Raw genomic sequence first — 17,028 nt, forward strand, 5'->3', positions numbered from 1 at the left:
TGTCGCTCACCCCATGAGGCAAGGAGGCCACATGTCGTCCCAGTCCCCCCACGGAGGCGTGGAAGGGAGTGCCATCGACTACGTCGCGATCGAAGGATCGCCGCGTTTCGTCGAACTGAAGAAGAAGCATCGCAGCGTCGTCTTCCCGCTCGCCCTGCTCTTCCTCGTCTGGTACTTCGTCTACGTCCTGCTCTCGTCCTTCGCGCCCGACTTCATGGCGCAGGAGGTCTTCGGCCACATCACCATCGGCCTGCTCCTGGGCCTCGGCCAGTTCGTCACGACGTTCGCGATCACGATGGGCTACGTCGCGTTCGCGAACCGCACGCTCGACCCGATCTCGTCCGAGATCCGCTCCGACCTCGAGCGTCAGGAGGCGCGATGACCTCCGTCCTGCTCGCTGCCGCACCCGCCACCGCTGCGGAGAACAACCCCGTCCTCAACATCTCGATCTTCGGCGCGTTCGTCGCGGTGACGCTGTTCATCGTCATCCGGGCGAGCCGCAACAACAAGACGGCGGCCGACTACTACGCCGCCGGTCGCTCGTTCACCGGCCCTCAGAACGGTTTCGCCATCGCCGGTGACTACCTGTCGGCGGCATCCTTCCTCGGCATCGTCGGCGCCATCGCGATCAACGGCTACGACGGCTTCCTCTACTCCATCGGCTTCCTCGTGGCGTGGCTCGTCGCGCTGCTGCTGGTCGCCGAGCTCATGCGCAACACCGGAAAGTTCACGATGGCCGACGTGCTGTCGTTCCGTCTGAAGCAGCGCCCCGTGCGCCTCGCGGCCGCGATCACGACGCTCGCGGTCTGCTTCTTCTACCTGCTGGCGCAGATGGCCGGTGCCGGTGGACTCGTGTCGCTGCTGCTCGGCATCACCGAGCAGATCGGGCAGTCGATCGTCGTCGCCGTCGTCGGCGTCCTGATGATCGTCTACGTCCTCATCGGCGGCATGAAGGGCACGACCTGGGTGCAGATCGTCAAGGCGTTCCTGCTCATCGGCGGCGCCATCGTCATGACGATCTGGGTGCTCGCGATCAACGGGTTCAGCCTCGACACGCTCCTCGAGTCGGCCGTCCAGAAGTCGACCACCGACCCGCAGGAGGCGATCCTCGGTCCGGGCCTGCAGTACGGCGCGAACCCGTGGGACTTCATCTCGCTCGCGATCGCCCTGGTGCTCGGCACCGCGGGCCTGCCGCACGTCCTGATGCGCTTCTACACGGTGCCGACCGCCAAGGAGGCTCGTCGCTCCGTCGTCTGGGCGATCTGGCTGATCGGCCTCTTCTACCTGCTGACGCTGGTCCTCGGCTACGGCGCCGGTGCGATCGTCGGGTCGGAGACGATCAAGGCGGCACCCGGTGGCGTCAACTCCGCGGCCCCGCTGCTCGCGGCGGCTCTGGGCGGACCGGTCCTGCTGGGCTTCATCTCTGCGGTCGCCTTCGCGACGATCCTCGCGGTCGTGGCCGGACTGACGATCACGGCGGCGGCATCCTTCGCCCACGACATCTACGCGAACGTCGTGAAGAAGGGGAACGTCCCCCCGGACGGCGAGGTGAAGGTCGCCCGACGCACGGTCATCGTGATCGGTGTGCTCGCGATCCTCGGCGGCATCGGTGTGCAGGGCCAGAACGTCGCGTTCCTCGTGGCGCTGGCCTTCGCGGTCGCCGCCTCGGCGAACCTCCCGACGATCCTGTACTCCCTGTTCTGGCGCAAGTTCACCACCCGCGGCGCGGTGTGGAGCATGTACGGCGGTCTCGCCACCGCGATCGTGCTCATCGTCCTGTCGCCGGTGTTCTGGGGGACCGAGACGAGCGTGTTCAAGAACGTCGGCACGGCGATCTGGCCGCTCAACAATCCGGGCATCATCTCGATCCCGGTGGGCTTCCTCCTCGGCTGGCTGGGGTCGGTGACCTCGCGCAAGGCGGAGGACGCCACCAAAGCCGCCGAGATGGAAGTCCGCTCGCTGACCGGGTACGGCGCCGAGAAGGCGGTCGACCACTAACCGAGCGGATGCCGCGACGAGGCGGGCAGGGACGGCCTACACGTCCCTGCCCGCCTCCGTCATGCTCGGCCCGTCCCCGAGGCGACCCGCTCCTCGAGATCGAGGAGGAACCGCTTGTGCTCGGGCCGACCCCCGTACTCGCCGATCGACCCGTCGCTGCGGATCACCCGATGCGCGGGAAGCACGATCGACCACGGGGTGCGGGCGCACGCGGTCCCCACCGCGCGATGCGCCCGCGGCGCCCCGGCCGAGATCGCCACCTCGGCGTAGGACGCCGTTTCGCCGTACGGCACCTCGGCGATCGCCTCGAGCGCGCGTCGGGTGAAGCCCGCGGTGAGTCCCCAATCCAGCGGAACGGTGAACTCCCGACGCTCGCCCGCGAAGTACTCGTCGAGTTCGGCCGCGGCGGCGGCGGACGGACCGTCGTCCTCGGTGGGCACGGCATGCAGCAGCAAGCTGAGCCGGGCCACCTCGACGTAGGCCGGGCCGTCCAGGACGGACAGCGCGGCGAGGCCCTCGCCGGTCGTCACCAGGAGGGCCTCGCCGATCGGTGTCGGGTGCACCGAGTAGGTTGCGTTCGTCATGCCCTCATCATGGCGCGGGGTCACCCGGCGCACGTCGGGGGAGCGGCCGGGTGGGGAGGAGCGGCATCCCGAACCGGATGTGGAGGAAACGGGGCACAGACGGCAGCTGATCCGCGAAACTCGGCCGTCGATCCCGCTTTCCCAGCGCGACGCGCCTAGTGTTTCTCGTGTGTGGCGAGCAGAGAGCGGTGCTGTGCGCGGCGAGACGGCCGAGCAGATGCCCTCGGTGACCCCGGCGGACGTGACGCTGTCCGACCCGGAGGTGCTGGTCATGCACGCGGCGGTGCCCGAGCGGAAGCGTCTGCGCGAAGAAGCGGCGCAGCTCGGCGGTGCGTCGACGCTGCTGCACTACCGCGACGACGGCGATGCCGGCATCGACATCACCAAGGCGCACCCGGGCAGCCTGCCCCAGTTCATCACGGGGCGGCCGACGCTCCTGTCCAACATGTTCCGCGACGAGGTCGCCCTGCGCACCGCGCGGTTGGCCGCCGAACGCATCACCTCGAAGGACGTCGAGCTGCGCACCGCGCGCGGGCTCGACACCGTGCACCTGGCCATCGGCATGGCGTCGTGGCGCATCGGCAGCACGAGCTGCATGGCCCCCGTGCTGCTGCGCCCCCTGACGATCCGCCGGCACCACACCGATTTCGACCTGCGCCTCCACGGCTTGTTCCGCGTGAACCCCGAACTCGTCACCGCCGCGCGCCTCCACTTCGGTGTCGACCTCGACGGCGACGCACTGGCGGCCCTCGCGTACGACGGCGGGGTGTTCCAGCCGCAGCCGGTCATCGATCGCCTCCGCGCCCTCACGGCGCAGGTCCCCACCTTCACGGTTCAGCCGCGACTGATCGTCTCGACCTTCGCCGACGTCGCCTCCGACATGGAACGGGATGCCGTCGACCTCGATCATCCCGTCCTCAACGCACTCGCCGGCCACCCCGCCGACCGCGAGCGCCTGTCGTTCGTCCGGCCGCAGCCCACGTCGATCGGTCTCGACGACCGCACGCCCGCCGCCGACCGGCTGCTCCTCGACGCGGATGCCGAGCAGGAGGCAGTCCTCGCTCGGATCACGGAGGGGCAGTCGCTCGCCGTCCACACGCTCCCCGGCACGGGCGGTACGCAGACGGTCATCAACGCCGTCGGCGAACTCGTCCGCTCGGGCAAGCGCGTCCTCGTCGTCAGCGCGCGCCGCTCGACCCTCGACGGGGTGCGGCACCGCCTGACCGGTATCGGACTGCAGGGTCTCGCCGTCTCACCCACGCGTCTTCACCGCGACCTCGTTCGCGCGATCGGTCGCAACGAGAAGGCCGAGCAGCCCAAGGTCGCCGAAGTCGACGACGCGCTCGTGCGCCTGCGCTCGGTCCTCCGCGACTACCGCGCCGCGCTGACGCAGCGTCACGCCTCGGTCGGCGTCTCGCCGCTCGAAGCACTCCGTGAACTGACGCGCATCGGCGAGCACGAGCCGCAGCCCTCCGCGACGACCCGTTTCGACCTCGCCACCGTCCAGCGGCTCGCCACCCGTCGCGTCGAGGCGGCCGAGGCTCTCGCGGCATCCGCTCGGCTCGGCGAGTTCCGCATCGGACCCGACGACTCACCCTGGTACGGGGTCGCGTTCTCGACCACGGAAGAGGCGCGCGCCGCGCACGCCCTCGCCGGTCGACTGCACCGGACCGAGGTGCCCGGGCTCCTGGAGCGCGGGTACGAACTCATCGGGCAGACCCGGATGCGGCCGTTCACGACGATCGCCGAGATGGGCACGTACGTCCAGCTGCTGCAGGGCATCCGCGCGTCTCTCGACCGCTTCAGCCCCACGGTCTTCGAGCGGCCCCTCACCGACCTCATCGCCGCCCACTCGTCGCGTCGCGACTCGGCACAGATGACCCCCGCGAACCGGCGCCGGCTGCGTCGCCTGTCGAAGGAGTACGTGCGTCCCGGCATGCACGTCACCGACATGCACGAGGCGCTGATGCGGGTTCAGAATCAGCGTGCGCAGTGGCAGCAGCTCGTCGACGCGGGCGTGACGCCCGAGATCCCGATCGGGCTCGACGACGTCGCCTCCGCCTGGCAGCGCGTGAACGCCGATCTCGCCGACCTCGACCGCGCGCTCGGGCGGACGGAGGGGCTCGCGTCGCTGCCCGTCCCGCAGCTGCTCCGGACGCTCGCCGGGCTCGCCGCGGCATCCGACGTCTTCGACAACCTCGTCGAACGTGCGGCCCTGCGGAGCGAACTCGCCCAGCTGGGGCTCGAGCCGCTGCTCATGGAGCTCTCGACGCGTCACGTGCCCGAATCCGAGGTCGCGAGCGAATTCGAGTACGCCTGGTGGCGCTCCGCCCTCGAGGCGATGCTGCGGTCGGACCGCGCCCTCCTCGGCGCGAACACGCAGGTGCTGGACAGACTCGAGCGCGACTTCCGTCTCGTCGACGAAGCCCACGCGTCGTCGTCCGGACCGCTCCTGTCGTCGGAGCTCGCCAAGCGCTGGCGCATCGCGATCGTCGACGAACCGCGCGAGGCCGCATCACTGAAGGCGGCGCTGCGCGGCGGGACCGCGTCGGCGGACGAGCTGGTCGCGGCGGCCCCGACCCTCATGCGGGTGCTCGCTCCGGTGTGGCTCGCCTCGCCGTACGAAGTGCCGCACGTGCCCGACCATCCCGACTTCGACGTCGTCATCATCGCGGATGCCGCGGCTCTCTGCCTCGCCGAGGCGACGCCCGCGCTGCGACGCGCACGCCAGATCGTCGTCTTCGGCGATCCGGTCACGCAGAAGCCGACCCCGTTCCGACTCTGGTCGGGTCGCGGCGAGGAGTTCGAGGAGCCCGAGGTGCCCTTCGACGACCGGAGCGTGTTCGACCGACTGAGCGAGCTCCTCCCCGTCGAGACACTCACCCGCAGCTACCGCGCGGGTGGAGAGGATCTCGCCGAGCTCGTCAACGACGCCTTCTACGGGGGAGCTATCAGCTCGCTGCCGTGGGCCGGTTCGTACCTCGGCCGCGGCAGCCTGAGCGTCGACTACGTCGAGGGCGGCACGGGCGCGCCGGATCCCGATACGGGAGCGGTGGAGAGTCCGGATGCCGAGGTCGCCCGCGTCGTGACCCTCGTCGTCGAACATGCGATCAACCGCCCGGCCGAGTCGCTCATGGTGGTGACCGCGTCGGCGCGCCACGCCGATCGCATCCGCGCCGCCGTCGCGAGTGCCTTCGCGGGACGCTCCGACGTCACAGACTTCGTGGGTCGCGAGACGGCCGAACCGTTCGCCGTGCTCGGCCTCGAGGAGTCCGTCGCCGAGAGCCGCGACCGCGTCATCTTCTCGCTCGGCTTCGGGCTCACGAAGCACGGGCGTGTCCTCAGCGACTTCGGCGACCTGTCGACCCCCGACGGTGAGCGGCTGCTGACGGTCGGGATGACGCGCGCCCGCCGGTCCATGGTCATCGTCTCGTCGATCCGTCCCTCCGCGTTCGACGAAGGACGCCTCACGCACGGCGCCGCGACGCTCATGTCGATCCTCGGGCGCATCGCCGCGCGCGGCCGCGACGCTCGCCTGGAGGACCTCGCCGACCCCCTCACGCTGACGCTCGCCCAGCACCTGCGAAGCCTCGGGGTCTCGGTCGACGTGCACTACCGCGGTGGTCAGCTGCCTCTCGTCGCCCAGTACAAGGGCAAGGCCGTCGTGGCAGACCTCGACCCCGAGAGCACGCACGACAGCCTCCGCGAGACACTCCGTCGTCGTCCCCAGCTACTGCGTCGCCTCGGGTGGCACTACGTTCGCGTGCACGCCTTCGAGGTCTACAACGACCCCGCCGCCGTCGCTCTGCGCATCGCCGGTGTCATCGGCGTGCAGCCCGAGACGCCGTCGGCCCCCGGTTCGACCCAGCCGATCGATGTCGACTGAGCGCCAGCGCGTCGAGAGGGTCGCGGGCTCCCGGCGCGCGAAGCTGACGCCTGCGCCCGGGACGGACACGACCCCCGAGACGACGAACGGGCCGGACGCGGGGGAACCCCCGGCATCCGGCCCGAACGATGATCGCCTGCGGAACGACGTCCCGCCGCACTACTGACGCGTCAGATCGACGGCGACGGCGGCTCGGCCGACCGGCGGGTCGCCGGCGCGGGTGCACTGCCCTGCTGTTCGAGCAGGTCGCGGATCTGGATCAGCAGCTCGGCTTCCGTGGGGAGCTTCGCCGCCTCCTCGACAACGCCCGCCTTCGCGGCCTGGCGTTCCTTCCACTTGTTCATTGGGACGACGAACACGAGGTACACGACAAGCGCGACGGCGAAGAAGCTGATGACAGCAGTGAGCAGGCCGCCGAGAGGAAAGGTCACTTCATCGCCATGGAGACCGACGAAAGTCGGGCCGATCGCTCCCGTCTTCTCGTCGGGCTTGTAGACGAGGGCGATGAGCGGATTGATGATGCTGGTCACGATCGCCGTCACGAGCGCCGTGAAGGCACCGCCGATGACGACAGCGACTGCCAGGTCGATGACGTTGCCGCGCATGATGAAGTCTTTGAAGCCTTTGATCACGGCTACTCCTTCCGATGCCGGCTTGCGGCCGGGTGTTACGAACCCGCGGGGGCGGGCGAAGCGGACGCTCCGGATGATGTCGATGATGTCGAAGAAGACGAGCTCTCGCCAGAGGGCTTCGACCCGCTCGACGAACGCGAGTCCGTGCGGTAGAAGCCCGAGCCGTTGAAGGTGACGCCGATCGAGCCGTACTGCTTGCGGAGTGCGCCGCCGCACTCGGGGCATTCGGTGAGGGCGGCGTCGGAGAACGACTGGACGGCGTCGAAGCGGTGGCCGCACGACGTGCAGGCATAGGCATAGGTGGGCATGAGACCTCGGTGGATCAGCGGGTGGGAAGGAGGACGGTGCGGGTCGGTGTCACGACACCCGAGACGGGCTGGTCGTGCACCTCGCGGGGGACGGAGTCGATGAGCTCCGAGTCGAAGATGACGGCGTAGACGGGCGGGCACTTCTCCATCGAGCCGATGGTCTTGTCGAAGTAGCCGCGTCCCCAGCCGAGCCGCATCCCGGTCGTGTCGACGGCGGCCGCGGGGATGACGAGCAGGTCGACGTCGTTGACGGCGACGGGGCTGAGGAGTTCGCCGACGGGTTCGGGGAGCCCGAACATGCCCTCGGCGGTGTCGCCCTCCTCTTCGGCGACGGCCCAGTCCAGCAGACCGTCCGCGCGGGTGACGGGAAGGAGGACCCGGATGCCGCGCGCCACCGCCGCGGCGATGAACTCACGCGTGCCCGGTTCGGTCGGGGTGGAGAGGAAGCAGGACATGGACCGGACGCCGTGCTCGGTCACGAGGGCGTCGAGCTGGGCCCGGATCCCGGCTGCGGCCTCCTCGAGGGAGGCGGCGGAGCGCTGCTGTCGGCGTTCGCGGAGCTCGGCGCGCAGGGCGCGCTTCTCGGTGTCCAACGGGCCGGTCATGGTCCGATTCTAAAGGGACACGCCCGCGCCCCGACGTGTCCTCCGCGAGACGTGCGGCATCTGTAGGGTGAGGGGCATGTCTGCTGAGCGCATCAAGGCCGTCATCCCCGCCGCCGGCCTGGGGACTCGCTTCCTGCCCGCCACGAAAGCCATGCCCAAGGAGATGCTGCCCGTCGTCGACAAGCCGGCGATCCAGTACGTGGTCGAAGAGGCCGTCTCGGCAGGGATCGACGATGTCCTGATCATTCTCGGGCGCAACAAGAACAACATCTCGAACCACTTCGACTCGGTCCCCGAGCTCGAGTCCAACCTCTCCAAGAAGGGCGACCACGAGAAGCTCAAGCGGGTGCAGGACTCGTCCGACATGGCAGACATCCACTTCGTCCGCCAGGGCGAGCCGAAGGGGCTCGGGCACGCCGTCCTCCGGGCACGCTCGCACGTCGGCGACAGCACTTTCGCCGTGCTCCTGGGTGACGACCTCATCGACGCGCGCGACGTCCTGCTCGAGAAGATGCTCGAGCAGAACAAGAAGACCGGCCTGACCGTGATCGCGCTGATGGAGGTCTCGCCCGACCAGATCCACATGTACGGCGCGGCAGCCGTCGAGGAAACCGGTGAGACCGACGTGGTCAAGGTCACGGGCCTCGTCGAGAAGCCGAAGAAGGAGGATGCTCCCTCCAACTACGCGATCATCGGCCGATACGTGCTGACGCCCGGCGTCTTCGACATCCTCGAGCGCACCGAGCCGGGCAAGGGCGGCGAGATCCAGCTGACCGATGCGCTGCAGGAGCTCGCTTCGACCGAGGGCGTCCTCGGCGTCGTCTTCCGCGGTCGTCGCTACGACACCGGTGACCGCGCCGATTACATCAAGGCCATCGTGCAGCTCGCCGTCGACCGCGACGACCTGGGGGCGGAGCTTCGCCCGTGGCTGAAGGACTTCGCCTCGGGCCTCTGAGCCCGGCGGGTCGCTGATGGGCATGGAGGGCCCGGTCGTGCGCGCGCACGGTCCGATCTCGATCCGGCTCGTGCGTCCCCGCGATGCGAAGCCGCTGCAGACCGAGCTCGAACAGAACAGGTCGTGGCTGCGGCAGTGGGAGGCGACGAGCCCCGACGGTCCGGTCTCGCTCGACATGCGATCCGGGGTGCGGCGACTGCTGCAGCAGTACCGTGACGGCTCGGGCGTGCCGTTCGTCATGGAGTACGACGGCGAGGTGACCGGTCAGCTGAACGTCTGGGGGATCGCTCGCGGTTCGCTGTCGTCGGCCACCATCGGCTACTGGGTGAGCGAGCGCTTCGCCGGCCGGGGGATCACCCCGACGTCGGTCGCCCTCGCCACCGACGTGTGTTTCGAGGATCTGCGCCTCCACCGCATGGAGATCTGCATCCGACCCGAGAACACGAAGAGCCTCCGAGTCGTCGAGAAGCTCGGTTTCCGGTACGAGGGACTGCGTCGTCGGTACATCCACATCGACGGCGACTGGCGCGACCATTACGCGTTCGCGCTCGTCCGTGAAGAGGTCCGCGAGGGCGTCCTGAACCGGTGGCTGGCCGGGCGGGCGCCGGCGGATGCGGCATCCATCCCGCCCTCCGACCGTTAACCCTCAACCAAAGGTTCAGACACGCCCAGCGGATGCCGGGCCGCACCGCTTCGGGAACATACGGTGAGCGACATGGGTGAGCAGGTGATGGGTGGCGGGGTGATCGTCCTCGTCGCTGTCCTCTTGTGGCTGTTGTACCTTCTGCCGTCGTGGCACAGCCGTCATCAATACCAGGCCGCCGAGCGGAACGCGGTCCGGCTCAACCAGGCGTTGCGCGTCCTCGCCGAGACGAGCGAGACCCCCGGTGAGGTCCGCCTCGAGCTGAACGCGCGCACCGCCCTCGCCCAGCAGAAGCTCGCGCGTCGCGTGCAGGCCGAGAAGGAGAGCGTCGGCCTCGAAGCCGCGCGCGCCGAACTCGCCGCCGCGAAGGCGCAGGCCGCCGTCGACCGCGAACTCGCCAAGGCCGAGCGGCGTCAGGCTGCCGCCGACGCCGCGGCCCGGCGCGAAAAGGCGCGAGCGGATGCCGCACTCGCGCGCGAGCGCGCGATCGCCGAGGCCGCCGCCGCCCGCGCCACTCCCGCCGTCCGCCGTGCGCGGACGCGTCGCCGGGTGCGCCTCACCGCTTCCGTCGTCGGTGTGCTGGCTCTCGGCGTCACCGGTTTCGGTGGCTACCTCGGCGCCATCGGCGCCGGCTGGACTCTGCTCGTTGCGGGCGGAGCCGTCGCCCTCTCGAGCCTGCTCGTACTCGGCCGGATGAACACGGTCGCGAGACGCGCGGCATCCCGTTCGGTCGAGATCGAGGTCGTCCGCGAGGCGAGCGCACTCCAGGACGTCGTGCTCGAGTCGGACCGTGTCGAATGGACGCCGCGCACGCTGCCGCGTCCGCTCACCGCGTCGGCCGGGTCGCGCGCAGCGGCCGTGCTCGACGCCTCGGACGCCCGCGATGCGCTCCGCCAGGCAGCCGTCGAAGAGGCTCTCCGCGAGCGGGTGGCACAGGCCGCGCCGCCGTCGATCGACACCGCCCGTCGCACCCGTGCCGCCGAGGTCGCCTTCGCCGGACCGGCTGATGACGAGCGCATCGAAGCGCACGTGCGCGACCTCCTCGCACGCCGCGCATCGGGCCAGTAGGAGCCCGCCTCGCGTTCGAGCGGCCCGATCGGTCGTGGTAATGTTGAGGCTTCCGGGCCTGTGGCGCAGTTGGTAGCGCGCTTCGTTCGCAATGAAGAGGTCAGGGGTTCGAATCCCCTCAGGTCCACCACCGGAAAGACCCCCGTTCGCGGGGGTCTTTCGCCGTTATCGGGGGAGTGCGACCGCGGCGCGCGCGGCGTCAAGCTCGGTCGCACGGCGCTCCGGCGACCAATCGAGCTCGGTGCCCGCGACATCCGCCGCCGCCGACAGGACCTCGTCGCCGGGGTCGCCGCGGCGGCCGATGCCGGTGCGGTTCAGCAGGATGTCGGTGAGGTGCACGGCGGCCTCGTGTCGGGCCGCGAACGCGACACCGGCGAGCAGTTCACCATCATCCGTCGCCTCGCGTGAGAGGACGTCGGACTCGGATGCCACGGCCCGGAGGGCACCGGCATCCGATCCGTACAGCCGGTCGATCAGGTCGGCCGTCCCCGTGTCGGCGAGGTCCGCGCCGTCGAGCGGCACGTCGGCGGTGCGGCTCGGCGCGGCGACGCGGCCGATCGATCGTGCGAGCGCGGGGACGACCTTCTCGGCGAACGCGCGCGCCGTCGTGTACTTGCCGCCGGTCGCGGTGACGATGCCGGGGACGCCGTCCTTGGCGTGGTCGACGAGCTCTGACGCACGCGAGGCGCGGTAGGTGTCGGTCCCGCTCGTCTCGGTGAGTGGCCGGAGGCCGCCGTACGCGGCGACGACGTCCGACATCGACAGTTCCACCGGCAGGCGACCTGCGGCGTTGATCTCGCTGAGGAAACGTTCGATCGATTCCCGCGTCAACCGCCAGTCCGAGACATCACCGGTGTAGGGCGTCTCGGTCGGACCGATGAGCGTCCGCCCGCGCCACGGCGCGAAGCTGAAGTGACCGCCCGACGACACGGTCAGCACCATCGTCTCGGTGATCGGCCTCGTGATCAGGTAGATGCCCTCCGACCGCACCTCGGGGCGGGGGCCGGCAGCGCGCTGCAGCAGGCCCTCGGCGGCGAGCACTTCGTACGCCCACGGTCCGCTCGCGTTCACCGTCACGCGGGCCCGCACCTCGTGTGCCGTGCCGGTCACGAGGTCGGTCACGCGGGCCCCGCGAACGCGTCCGGCCGCGGAGATCAGGCCATCGGCCCGCACGTGGTTCGCGACCCTTGCGCCCTGCGCGACGGCGGACCGCACGAATGCGAACGTCAACCGTTCGGGCGAGAGCATCATCGCGTCGTGGAAGAGGATCCCGTGCTCGAGATGCCCCAGCCCGCGCAGCCGCAGCTCTTCGCGGCTCAGGCTCCGATGACGGGGGATGCGGTGGCTCGCCGGCACGCGGTTGCGATCGAACGACAGCACGTCGTACGCCGTGAGGCCGACGTGCTCGATGAGCCCCGGGTCGGGGAGGACCATCGCGATGGGGGAGACGAGCCCCGGAGCGATGCGCGACAGGGTCCGCCGCTCGGCGAGGGACTCACGGACGAGACCCACTTCGAGGTTCTTCAGGTAGCGGAGACCGCCGTGGATGAGCTTGCCCGTCGCGGCCGAGGTCGCGGCGCCGAAGTCGCCCTTCTCGACGAGCGCGACCGACAGCCCGCGACTCGCGGCCTCGTAGGCGATCGCCGCTCCGGTGATGCCGCCGCCGACGACGAGGACGTCGACGACCTCACCCTCGGCGGGCAGGGAACGCCGGACCGTCGTCGTCATCGGGCGATCACCGACCGGATGCCGCGCAGCAGACGCTCGCGCTCGCTCGGGATGTCGAGCATCCCCAGCCGCAGCACCCGCGCGGCCGTCGCCCACCGGTCGAGGCGGGCCGTCGTCATTCCCGTCACGTCGAGGTACTCCTTCAGATACATGCGTCCCATCGCCCCGCGCGCCGCCCCGTAGACGAGCAGCTGCGCCCTGGTCGCCCCCGGGAACAGCTCGGCCTCGGTGAACAGCAGCCGGGTCATCGCGACGTCGGCCGCGGGATCACCGCAGGCGGTGGACTGCCAGTCGATCGTCGCGATGCCGCCGCCGTGCCGGAACACGTTCATCGGGTGGAAGTCGAGGTGCAGGACGCTCTCGCCACCGGGGAGCGACGCGAGGTGATCGAGGAGCTCTGCGCGCTCGCGCGCGGCGAGACCGGCGAAGGGCGCAGTGCCGACGAGGTCCGCCGCGACGTCGCGCACGTCGGGGAAGCGGTCGCTCGCGACCCGGTGGATGCGCGCGTGCTCCTGCGCCAGCGCGCGGGCGACGCGCCCCATTCGCAGCGGGTTCTTCTCGGCGACGGTGGTCAGGGCGACCCCCTCGATGCGGTCGAAGACGACCGCGCGCCGGCCGTCGGCATCCGCTCTGCCGCGGCAGCGGATGGGCGTGAGGCCGAGGTCGAACGCGGCCGTGGCGTCCTCGACCTCGCGGCCGATCGCCTCATCGGGCCAGTCGTCGTGGAAGACCTTCACGACGGTTGCCGTCGTCAGGGAGTGGACGTCTGCGGAACGCCCATGCGCCACGAGCTCGCCGACCGCGGTCACGCCGACACCGGCTTCGTCGTTCCGTACCCGAGGCGCATCGCGTGCGAGACGACCTCCTGCTGCTGTGCGGGGTCGAGTGCCCGCGGCGTGCCGACGCTCGCGGCGCGCAGGTAGAGCTCCGCGAGCCACTCGACCAGCAGCGCGTGCTCGACGGCGGTCGTCAGATCGGCGCCGAGCGCGACCGTGCCGTGGTTCGCCATGAGGGCTGCGAGACGGCCGTCGAGGGCCGCGCCGACGGCGGCGGCCAGGTCGGGCGTCCCGAACGCGTGGAACGGGGCGACGCGGAGGGATCCTCCCAGGACGAGTTGCTGATAGTGCACGACGGGCAGCTCGTCCAGGACGAGCGAGAGTGCGGTGGCGTTGGGCGCGTGCGTGTGGACGACCGCCGACACCTTCTCGGCCGGCGCGGAGCGCAGGACCCCGAGATGGAGGGCGAGCTCGGACGTCGGGGCGAGCGTTCCCTCGACCACGGCACCGCCCAGATCGACGACGGTCACATCGTCGGCGGTCGCCTCACCCAGGACGACGCCGGTCGCCGTGACGGCGACAACGTCGCCCGCCCGGGCGCTGACGTTGCCGGCGGTGCCGATGAGCAGGCCGTGACCGGCGAGAGCGCGGGATGCCGCGGCCACAGACGCGCGGAGATCGTGATGGTGCGACTTCATCGTCATGCTGCTAACGTTGCCGCCACCCCTAACCAAAGTCAAGTTTGATTCCATGGACACCACGGACGACACCCCTCAGGACTGGGCCGCCCTCGGCCTGCGCCGGACCCCGACGCAGCAGCGGTCGCGCCAGAAGCTCGCGCAGGCGATCGCCGCCGCCGAGGACATCGTGCTGCGAGAGGGCGTCGACGTCATCACGCTGCCGCGCGTCGCCGCCGAGGCCGGGGTCAGCGTGGGGGCGCTGTACCAGTACCTGCCCGACCGTGAGGCGATCCTCGCCGCCATCGTCTCTCGGTACCACGACCGCCTCGAGCGCCTGCTCGACGACGCGATCGAGCGTCTCCGCAGCGACCCGCGCGGCGAGGACCCCGTCGGTGGCGTGCTCCGTGCCGTCGTCGCCGTCTACCAGGACGAGCAGTCCGCCAGGTCGCTCGGTACGGTCGCGATCTCGGCCGAGGCCGATGCCGCGCGTCGCCGCCACAAGCGGGCGATGGCCGATCGCGTCCACACGCTGCTGCGCGAAGCGGGTGTGCTCGACGGAGTGGACGACGAGCGCGGCGCGGCCGTCGCCCGGGTCGCGTTCGCGTCGGCCGACGCCGTGCTGCACGACGCCTTCGCCGCGCCCGAGCCGGAGCGGGCCGTGCTGCTCGCCGAGCTCGAACGCGCGCTCCGCGCCTCGCTGGGTACCTGAAGAGCGGGGTGCGTGAAGCGCCGGGCACCCCAGCGGCTCAGCCGGCGGTCCGACGCCACGCCGGGACGGCCGCGACGAGGAGGAGTGCGGGCAGGAGGAATGCGATCCCCGAGCCGGTGACGTCGGTGAGCACCCCGACCCCGACGGCCCCGAGGACGGCGCCGGCGTAGTTGAAGAGGTTGACCCGTGCGATGACCTCGTCGCTGCGCGCTGGATCGATGGAGCCGGCGAGCCCGAACGCGATGGGGACCAGCGCTCCGACGGCGAGACCGCTCACCGCGAAGGCGACGATCGTGACGACGGGCGAGGGGACCGCGGCCACGACGACCGCACCGGCGACGCCGAGGACGAGGCCGACGGCGAGCAGACGCGCGCGACCGATGCGGCGGACGACGGCATCCGTCACCATCCTCGCGATGAGCACGCCGCCCTGATAGGCCGCGAGGCCGACGGGGGCGAGCGCGACGGCGGCGCCGATCGACTCGAGGTGGATCGAGCCCCACGAGCTCACCGCCGAGTCGACCGTGTACGCGGCGAGGATGACGAGTCCGACGACGGTGATCGCGCGTCCGTCGAGCCTCGGACCTCGGGGTCCGCTCCACTCCGCGCTCCGCGCCGCCCGCTCGCGGCTGAGCAGACGCGCCCCGAAGGCGACGAACGCGATCTGCAGGACCGCGGCGGCGACCAGCGCGGCGACCGCGGGCGCCCCGGCGGCGAGGATCCCCGCCATGCCGAGCGCCCCGACGATCGACCCTGCCGTGAGCGTCGCGAAGAAGCGTCCGAGCAGCGGGGTCGCGCGCCCGCGCTGGGCGAGGACGCCCTGCATGTTCGAGGACGCGTCGATCAGCCCCAGCCCCAGGCCGTAGAGCAGCACGGATGCCGCGAGCATCGCGGTTCCCGGCGAGAACGCCGTCGCGACCAGTCCCACCGCCTGCAGCGACAGGCCCACGACGACACCCCGACGGCTGCTGGCACGCCGGGCGATCGCGTCGGCGACGAGCGAGCCGAGCGCCGCGGTCACGCAGACTCCCAGCAGGATCGCGGCGATGCCCGTGGCATCCAGCCCGGTGCGTTCCTGGAAGGCGGGGAGCGCCGTCACGATGACGGAGTATCCGAGACCCTGCAGGCCGTACACCGCGGCTGTCGCGGCGACGGTGCGGGGTGTCGTCGCGGATGGTGCCGTCGTGGCGGTCACCTCACACCACCGCGGGGTGGCGCATCCGGAGGGCGGCGAAGGCGTCGGCGGCGATCTCGATCGTGCGGTCGACGTCGGCCTCGGTGACCGCGGCGTTGAGGAAGTGATTGTGGTGCGAGGTGAGGTACGCGCCGCGGCGCACGCACTCGGCGATCCAGTCCTGATGCAGCATGAGCGAGTCCGCCGGATCGGCCACCCGCAGGTAGAAGAGGGCGGGTGCGCCCGAGGCCACGAGCGTGTAACCCGCGTCGGAGGCCGCCTCGGTGAGGCCGTCGGTCAGCCGTCGGCCCAGGCGCTCGAACAGCGCGGGGGCGTCGAGCTCGCGGAGCTTCTTCTGCGTCGCGATGCCGGCCGCGAACGGCACGGCGCTCATCCAGTAGCTGCCCGTGTAGGTGATCGAGCTCACCGCCTCCTTCAAGGACTCGCGGCCGAGGAGCGCCGAGACGTTGTAGCCGTTAGCGAGCGCCTTGCAGAAGCAGATCAGGTCGGCCTCGAAGCCGAAGTAGTGGTCGCTGCCGGCGAGGTCGAGGCGGAAGCCTGCGCGCACGTCGTCGATGATCAGGACGACGCCGTGCTCGTCGCAGAGCTTCCGCACGGCCTGCCAGTACCCGTCGGCGGGCAGCTGGTTGTCGACGAAGTTGCCGTGCATGTACGGCGTCGAGATGAGGGCGGCGACCTGCCCGCGGTTCTCGGAGAGCAGCGCCCGGAGCGCGTCGAGGTCGTTCCACGGCACGTAGAGGTTGTTCGCGACGTCCTCCTCGAGGACGCCGGGGTAGTCGAGCTTCTGCGTCCACGGCGCGACCCCGTGGTAGAACCCCTTCACGAACACCACCTTCTTGCGCAGCGTCGCGGCGCGGGCGGTCATGATCGCGAGCGTCGTCGTGTCGCCGCCGTTCTTGGCGAACATCGCCCAGTCCGCGCTGGCGACCTGGTCGACCAGCTGCTCGGCGAAGTCGATCATGACGGTCGACGGCAGCGAGACGACGTCCTCCTTCTTCGCCTGCGCCTGAGCGGCGGCGGCGACGTCGGGATCGTTGTAGCCGAGGACGTTCGGCCCGTAGGCGCACATCCAGTCGATGAACTCGTTTCCGTCGAGGTCCCAGAACCGGGTGCCCTCGGCGCGGGCGGCGAACTTCGGGAAGCCGTCGTTCGGAAGGTGCAGTCCCTCGGTGGGACCGAGGTGCCCCGGGATGCCGCCGGGGATCACCCGCTGCGCGCGGCGGAAGGCGGCGAGGCTCTTGTCGAAGGTGTACACGGGGAG

At 70.7% G+C, this 17,028-nt stretch carries 17 protein-coding genes and 1 tRNA gene; 9 read left to right on the forward strand and 9 right to left on the reverse strand.

Features of this window, described 5'->3' with window-relative positions; genetic code table 11:
• The first annotated feature begins 31 nt into the window (after positions 1 to 31).
• Positions 32 to 382 carry a DUF485 domain-containing protein gene (locus Q9S78_RS09010; RefSeq protein ID WP_311857283.1) on the forward strand — a complete coding sequence of 117 codons (351 nt, stop codon included), beginning with the start codon at positions 32 to 34 and terminating at the stop codon, positions 380 to 382.
• Complete coding sequence (locus Q9S78_RS09015) at positions 379 to 1,998, forward strand: monocarboxylic acid transporter (RefSeq protein WP_018188484.1); 1,620 nt, start codon at positions 379 to 381, stop codon at positions 1,996 to 1,998. The genes Q9S78_RS09010 and Q9S78_RS09015 overlap by 4 nt, the downstream gene beginning before the upstream one ends.
• A gap of 59 nt (positions 1,999 to 2,057) precedes the next feature.
• Here Q9S78_RS09015 and Q9S78_RS09020 read toward each other — a convergent pair whose 3' ends face one another.
• Positions 2,058 to 2,582 carry a methylated-DNA--[protein]-cysteine S-methyltransferase gene (locus Q9S78_RS09020; protein WP_311870039.1) on the reverse strand — a complete coding sequence of 175 codons (525 nt, stop codon included), beginning with the start codon at positions 2,580 to 2,582 and terminating at the stop codon, positions 2,058 to 2,060.
• 217 nt (positions 2,583 to 2,799) lie between these two features.
• Here Q9S78_RS09020 and Q9S78_RS09025 point away from each other — a divergent pair, with 217 nt between their 5' ends.
• Entirely contained in the window at positions 2,800 to 6,468 is a 3,669-nt protein-coding gene (locus Q9S78_RS09025) for a DEAD/DEAH box helicase (RefSeq protein ID WP_311870691.1), read from the forward strand.
• The gene (locus Q9S78_RS09030) at positions 6,458 to 6,634 is read left to right on the forward strand and encodes a hypothetical protein (protein ID WP_311870040.1); all 177 of its coding nucleotides are present in this window, start codon (positions 6,458 to 6,460) and stop codon (positions 6,632 to 6,634) included. Before Q9S78_RS09025 ends, Q9S78_RS09030 begins: the two co-directional genes overlap by 11 nt.
• A 4-nt stretch (positions 6,635 to 6,638) precedes the next feature.
• Here the strand turns inward: Q9S78_RS09030 and mscL are convergent, their stop codons facing one another.
• Genes mscL through Q9S78_RS09045 form a run of 3 tightly spaced genes read right to left on the reverse strand, consistent with a single transcriptional unit; the run spans position 6,639 to position 8,013 of the window.
• Positions 6,639 to 7,100 carry a large conductance mechanosensitive channel protein MscL gene (gene mscL / locus Q9S78_RS09035; protein WP_018188480.1) on the reverse strand — a complete coding sequence of 154 codons (462 nt, stop codon included), beginning with the start codon at positions 7,098 to 7,100 and terminating at the stop codon, positions 6,639 to 6,641.
• 35 nt (positions 7,101 to 7,135) lie between these two features.
• The gene (locus Q9S78_RS09040) at positions 7,136 to 7,408 is read right to left on the reverse strand and encodes an FmdB family zinc ribbon protein (protein ID WP_018188479.1); all 273 of its coding nucleotides are present in this window, start codon (positions 7,406 to 7,408) and stop codon (positions 7,136 to 7,138) included.
• A 14-nt stretch (positions 7,409 to 7,422) separates the two neighbouring features.
• Positions 7,423 to 8,013, reverse strand: coding sequence for a 5-formyltetrahydrofolate cyclo-ligase (locus tag Q9S78_RS09045; protein WP_020096955.1), 591 nt, complete (start codon positions 8,011 to 8,013; stop codon positions 7,423 to 7,425).
• A 76-nt stretch (positions 8,014 to 8,089) separates the two neighbouring features.
• Between Q9S78_RS09045 and galU the strand changes: the two genes are divergently transcribed.
• The 4 genes from galU (at position 8,090) to Q9S78_RS09065 (ending at position 10,809) form a co-directional block, all read left to right on the forward strand.
• Positions 8,090 to 8,968 (forward strand): UTP--glucose-1-phosphate uridylyltransferase GalU, encoded by an 879-nt coding sequence (galU, locus tag Q9S78_RS09050; protein ID WP_311857271.1) that lies wholly within the window; start codon positions 8,090 to 8,092, stop codon positions 8,966 to 8,968.
• A gap of 22 nt (positions 8,969 to 8,990) precedes the next feature.
• Complete coding sequence (locus tag Q9S78_RS09055) at positions 8,991 to 9,611, forward strand: GNAT family N-acetyltransferase (protein ID WP_081630844.1); 621 nt, start codon at positions 8,991 to 8,993, stop codon at positions 9,609 to 9,611.
• 72 nt (positions 9,612 to 9,683) lie between these two features.
• On the forward strand, positions 9,684 to 10,679 hold the full coding sequence (locus Q9S78_RS09060) for a large exoprotein (protein WP_311870041.1): 996 nt from the start codon (positions 9,684 to 9,686) through the stop codon (positions 10,677 to 10,679).
• A gap of 54 nt (positions 10,680 to 10,733) precedes the next feature.
• Positions 10,734 to 10,809 (forward strand) — tRNA-Ala (locus Q9S78_RS09065).
• A gap of 35 nt (positions 10,810 to 10,844) precedes the next feature.
• Here the strand turns inward: Q9S78_RS09065 and Q9S78_RS09070 are convergent.
• Genes Q9S78_RS09070 through Q9S78_RS09080 form a run of 3 tightly spaced genes read right to left on the reverse strand, consistent with a single transcriptional unit; the run spans position 10,845 to position 13,887 of the window.
• Positions 10,845 to 12,407: a glycerol-3-phosphate dehydrogenase/oxidase gene (locus Q9S78_RS09070; protein WP_311870042.1), complete on the reverse strand. Its 1,563-nt coding sequence runs from the start codon at positions 12,405 to 12,407 to the stop codon at positions 10,845 to 10,847.
• Positions 12,404 to 13,216 carry an aminoglycoside phosphotransferase family protein gene (locus tag Q9S78_RS09075; protein WP_311870043.1) on the reverse strand — a complete coding sequence of 271 codons (813 nt, stop codon included), beginning with the start codon at positions 13,214 to 13,216 and terminating at the stop codon, positions 12,404 to 12,406. The genes Q9S78_RS09070 and Q9S78_RS09075 overlap by 4 nt, the downstream gene beginning before the upstream one ends.
• A complete protein-coding gene (locus tag Q9S78_RS09080; protein WP_311870044.1) occupies positions 13,213 to 13,887 on the reverse strand; it encodes a class II aldolase/adducin family protein in 675 nt (224 codons plus the stop codon). The genes Q9S78_RS09075 and Q9S78_RS09080 overlap by 4 nt, the downstream gene beginning before the upstream one ends.
• Before the next feature lie 46 nt (positions 13,888 to 13,933).
• Here Q9S78_RS09080 and Q9S78_RS09085 point away from each other — a divergent pair, with 46 nt between their 5' ends.
• Positions 13,934 to 14,572, forward strand: a complete 639-nt coding sequence (locus tag Q9S78_RS09085) for a TetR/AcrR family transcriptional regulator (protein ID WP_311857258.1) — start codon at positions 13,934 to 13,936, stop codon at positions 14,570 to 14,572.
• A 37-nt stretch (positions 14,573 to 14,609) separates the two neighbouring features.
• On the opposite strand, the gene Q9S78_RS09090 is transcribed toward Q9S78_RS09085, so the two are convergent.
• Both Q9S78_RS09090 and Q9S78_RS09095 read right to left on the reverse strand, forming a co-directional pair.
• Positions 14,610 to 15,767 carry an MFS transporter gene (locus tag Q9S78_RS09090; RefSeq protein ID WP_311870045.1) on the reverse strand — a complete coding sequence of 386 codons (1,158 nt, stop codon included), beginning with the start codon at positions 15,765 to 15,767 and terminating at the stop codon, positions 14,610 to 14,612.
• A 1-nt stretch (position 15,768) separates the two neighbouring features.
• Entirely contained in the window at positions 15,769 to 17,022 is a 1,254-nt protein-coding gene (locus Q9S78_RS09095; protein ID WP_311870046.1) for an aminotransferase class III-fold pyridoxal phosphate-dependent enzyme, read from the reverse strand.
• Positions 17,023 to 17,028 lie beyond the last annotated feature (6 nt).

Source organism: Microbacterium aquilitoris (assembly GCF_031932285.1).
Taxonomy (GTDB): Bacteria; Actinomycetota; Actinomycetes; order Actinomycetales; family Microbacteriaceae; genus Microbacterium; species Microbacterium aquilitoris.

What these genes read in the sequence shown, in the direction of transcription:
- Q9S78_RS09040 (WP_018188479.1), bottom strand. Translation starts at nt 7,408, where the DNA reads ATGCCCACCTATGCCTATGCCTGCACGTCGTGCGGCCACCGCTTCGAC.
- Q9S78_RS09030 (WP_311870040.1), top strand. Translation starts at nt 6,458, where the DNA reads ATGTCGACTGAGCGCCAGCGCGTCGAGAGGGTCGCGGGCTCCCGGCGC.
- Q9S78_RS09015 (WP_018188484.1), top strand. Translation starts at nt 379, where the DNA reads ATGACCTCCGTCCTGCTCGCTGCCGCACCCGCCACCGCTGCGGAGAAC.
- Q9S78_RS09060 (WP_311870041.1), top strand. Translation starts at nt 9,684, where the DNA reads ATGGGTGAGCAGGTGATGGGTGGCGGGGTGATCGTCCTCGTCGCTGTC.
- Q9S78_RS09070 (WP_311870042.1), bottom strand. Translation starts at nt 12,407, where the DNA reads ATGACGACGACGGTCCGGCGTTCCCTGCCCGCCGAGGGTGAGGTCGTC.
- Q9S78_RS09010 (WP_311857283.1), top strand. Translation starts at nt 32, where the DNA reads ATGTCGTCCCAGTCCCCCCACGGAGGCGTGGAAGGGAGTGCCATCGAC.
- Q9S78_RS09085 (WP_311857258.1), top strand. Translation starts at nt 13,934, where the DNA reads ATGGACACCACGGACGACACCCCTCAGGACTGGGCCGCCCTCGGCCTG.
- Q9S78_RS09080 (WP_311870044.1), bottom strand. Translation starts at nt 13,887, where the DNA reads ATGACGATGAAGTCGCACCATCACGATCTCCGCGCGTCTGTGGCCGCG.
- Q9S78_RS09055 (WP_081630844.1), top strand. Translation starts at nt 8,991, where the DNA reads ATGGAGGGCCCGGTCGTGCGCGCGCACGGTCCGATCTCGATCCGGCTC.
- Q9S78_RS09020 (WP_311870039.1), bottom strand. Translation starts at nt 2,582, where the DNA reads ATGACGAACGCAACCTACTCGGTGCACCCGACACCGATCGGCGAGGCC.
- Q9S78_RS09045 (WP_020096955.1), bottom strand. Translation starts at nt 8,013, where the DNA reads ATGACCGGCCCGTTGGACACCGAGAAGCGCGCCCTGCGCGCCGAGCTC.
- Q9S78_RS09025 (WP_311870691.1), top strand. Translation starts at nt 2,800, where the DNA reads ATGCCCTCGGTGACCCCGGCGGACGTGACGCTGTCCGACCCGGAGGTG.
- galU (WP_311857271.1), top strand. Translation starts at nt 8,090, where the DNA reads ATGTCTGCTGAGCGCATCAAGGCCGTCATCCCCGCCGCCGGCCTGGGG.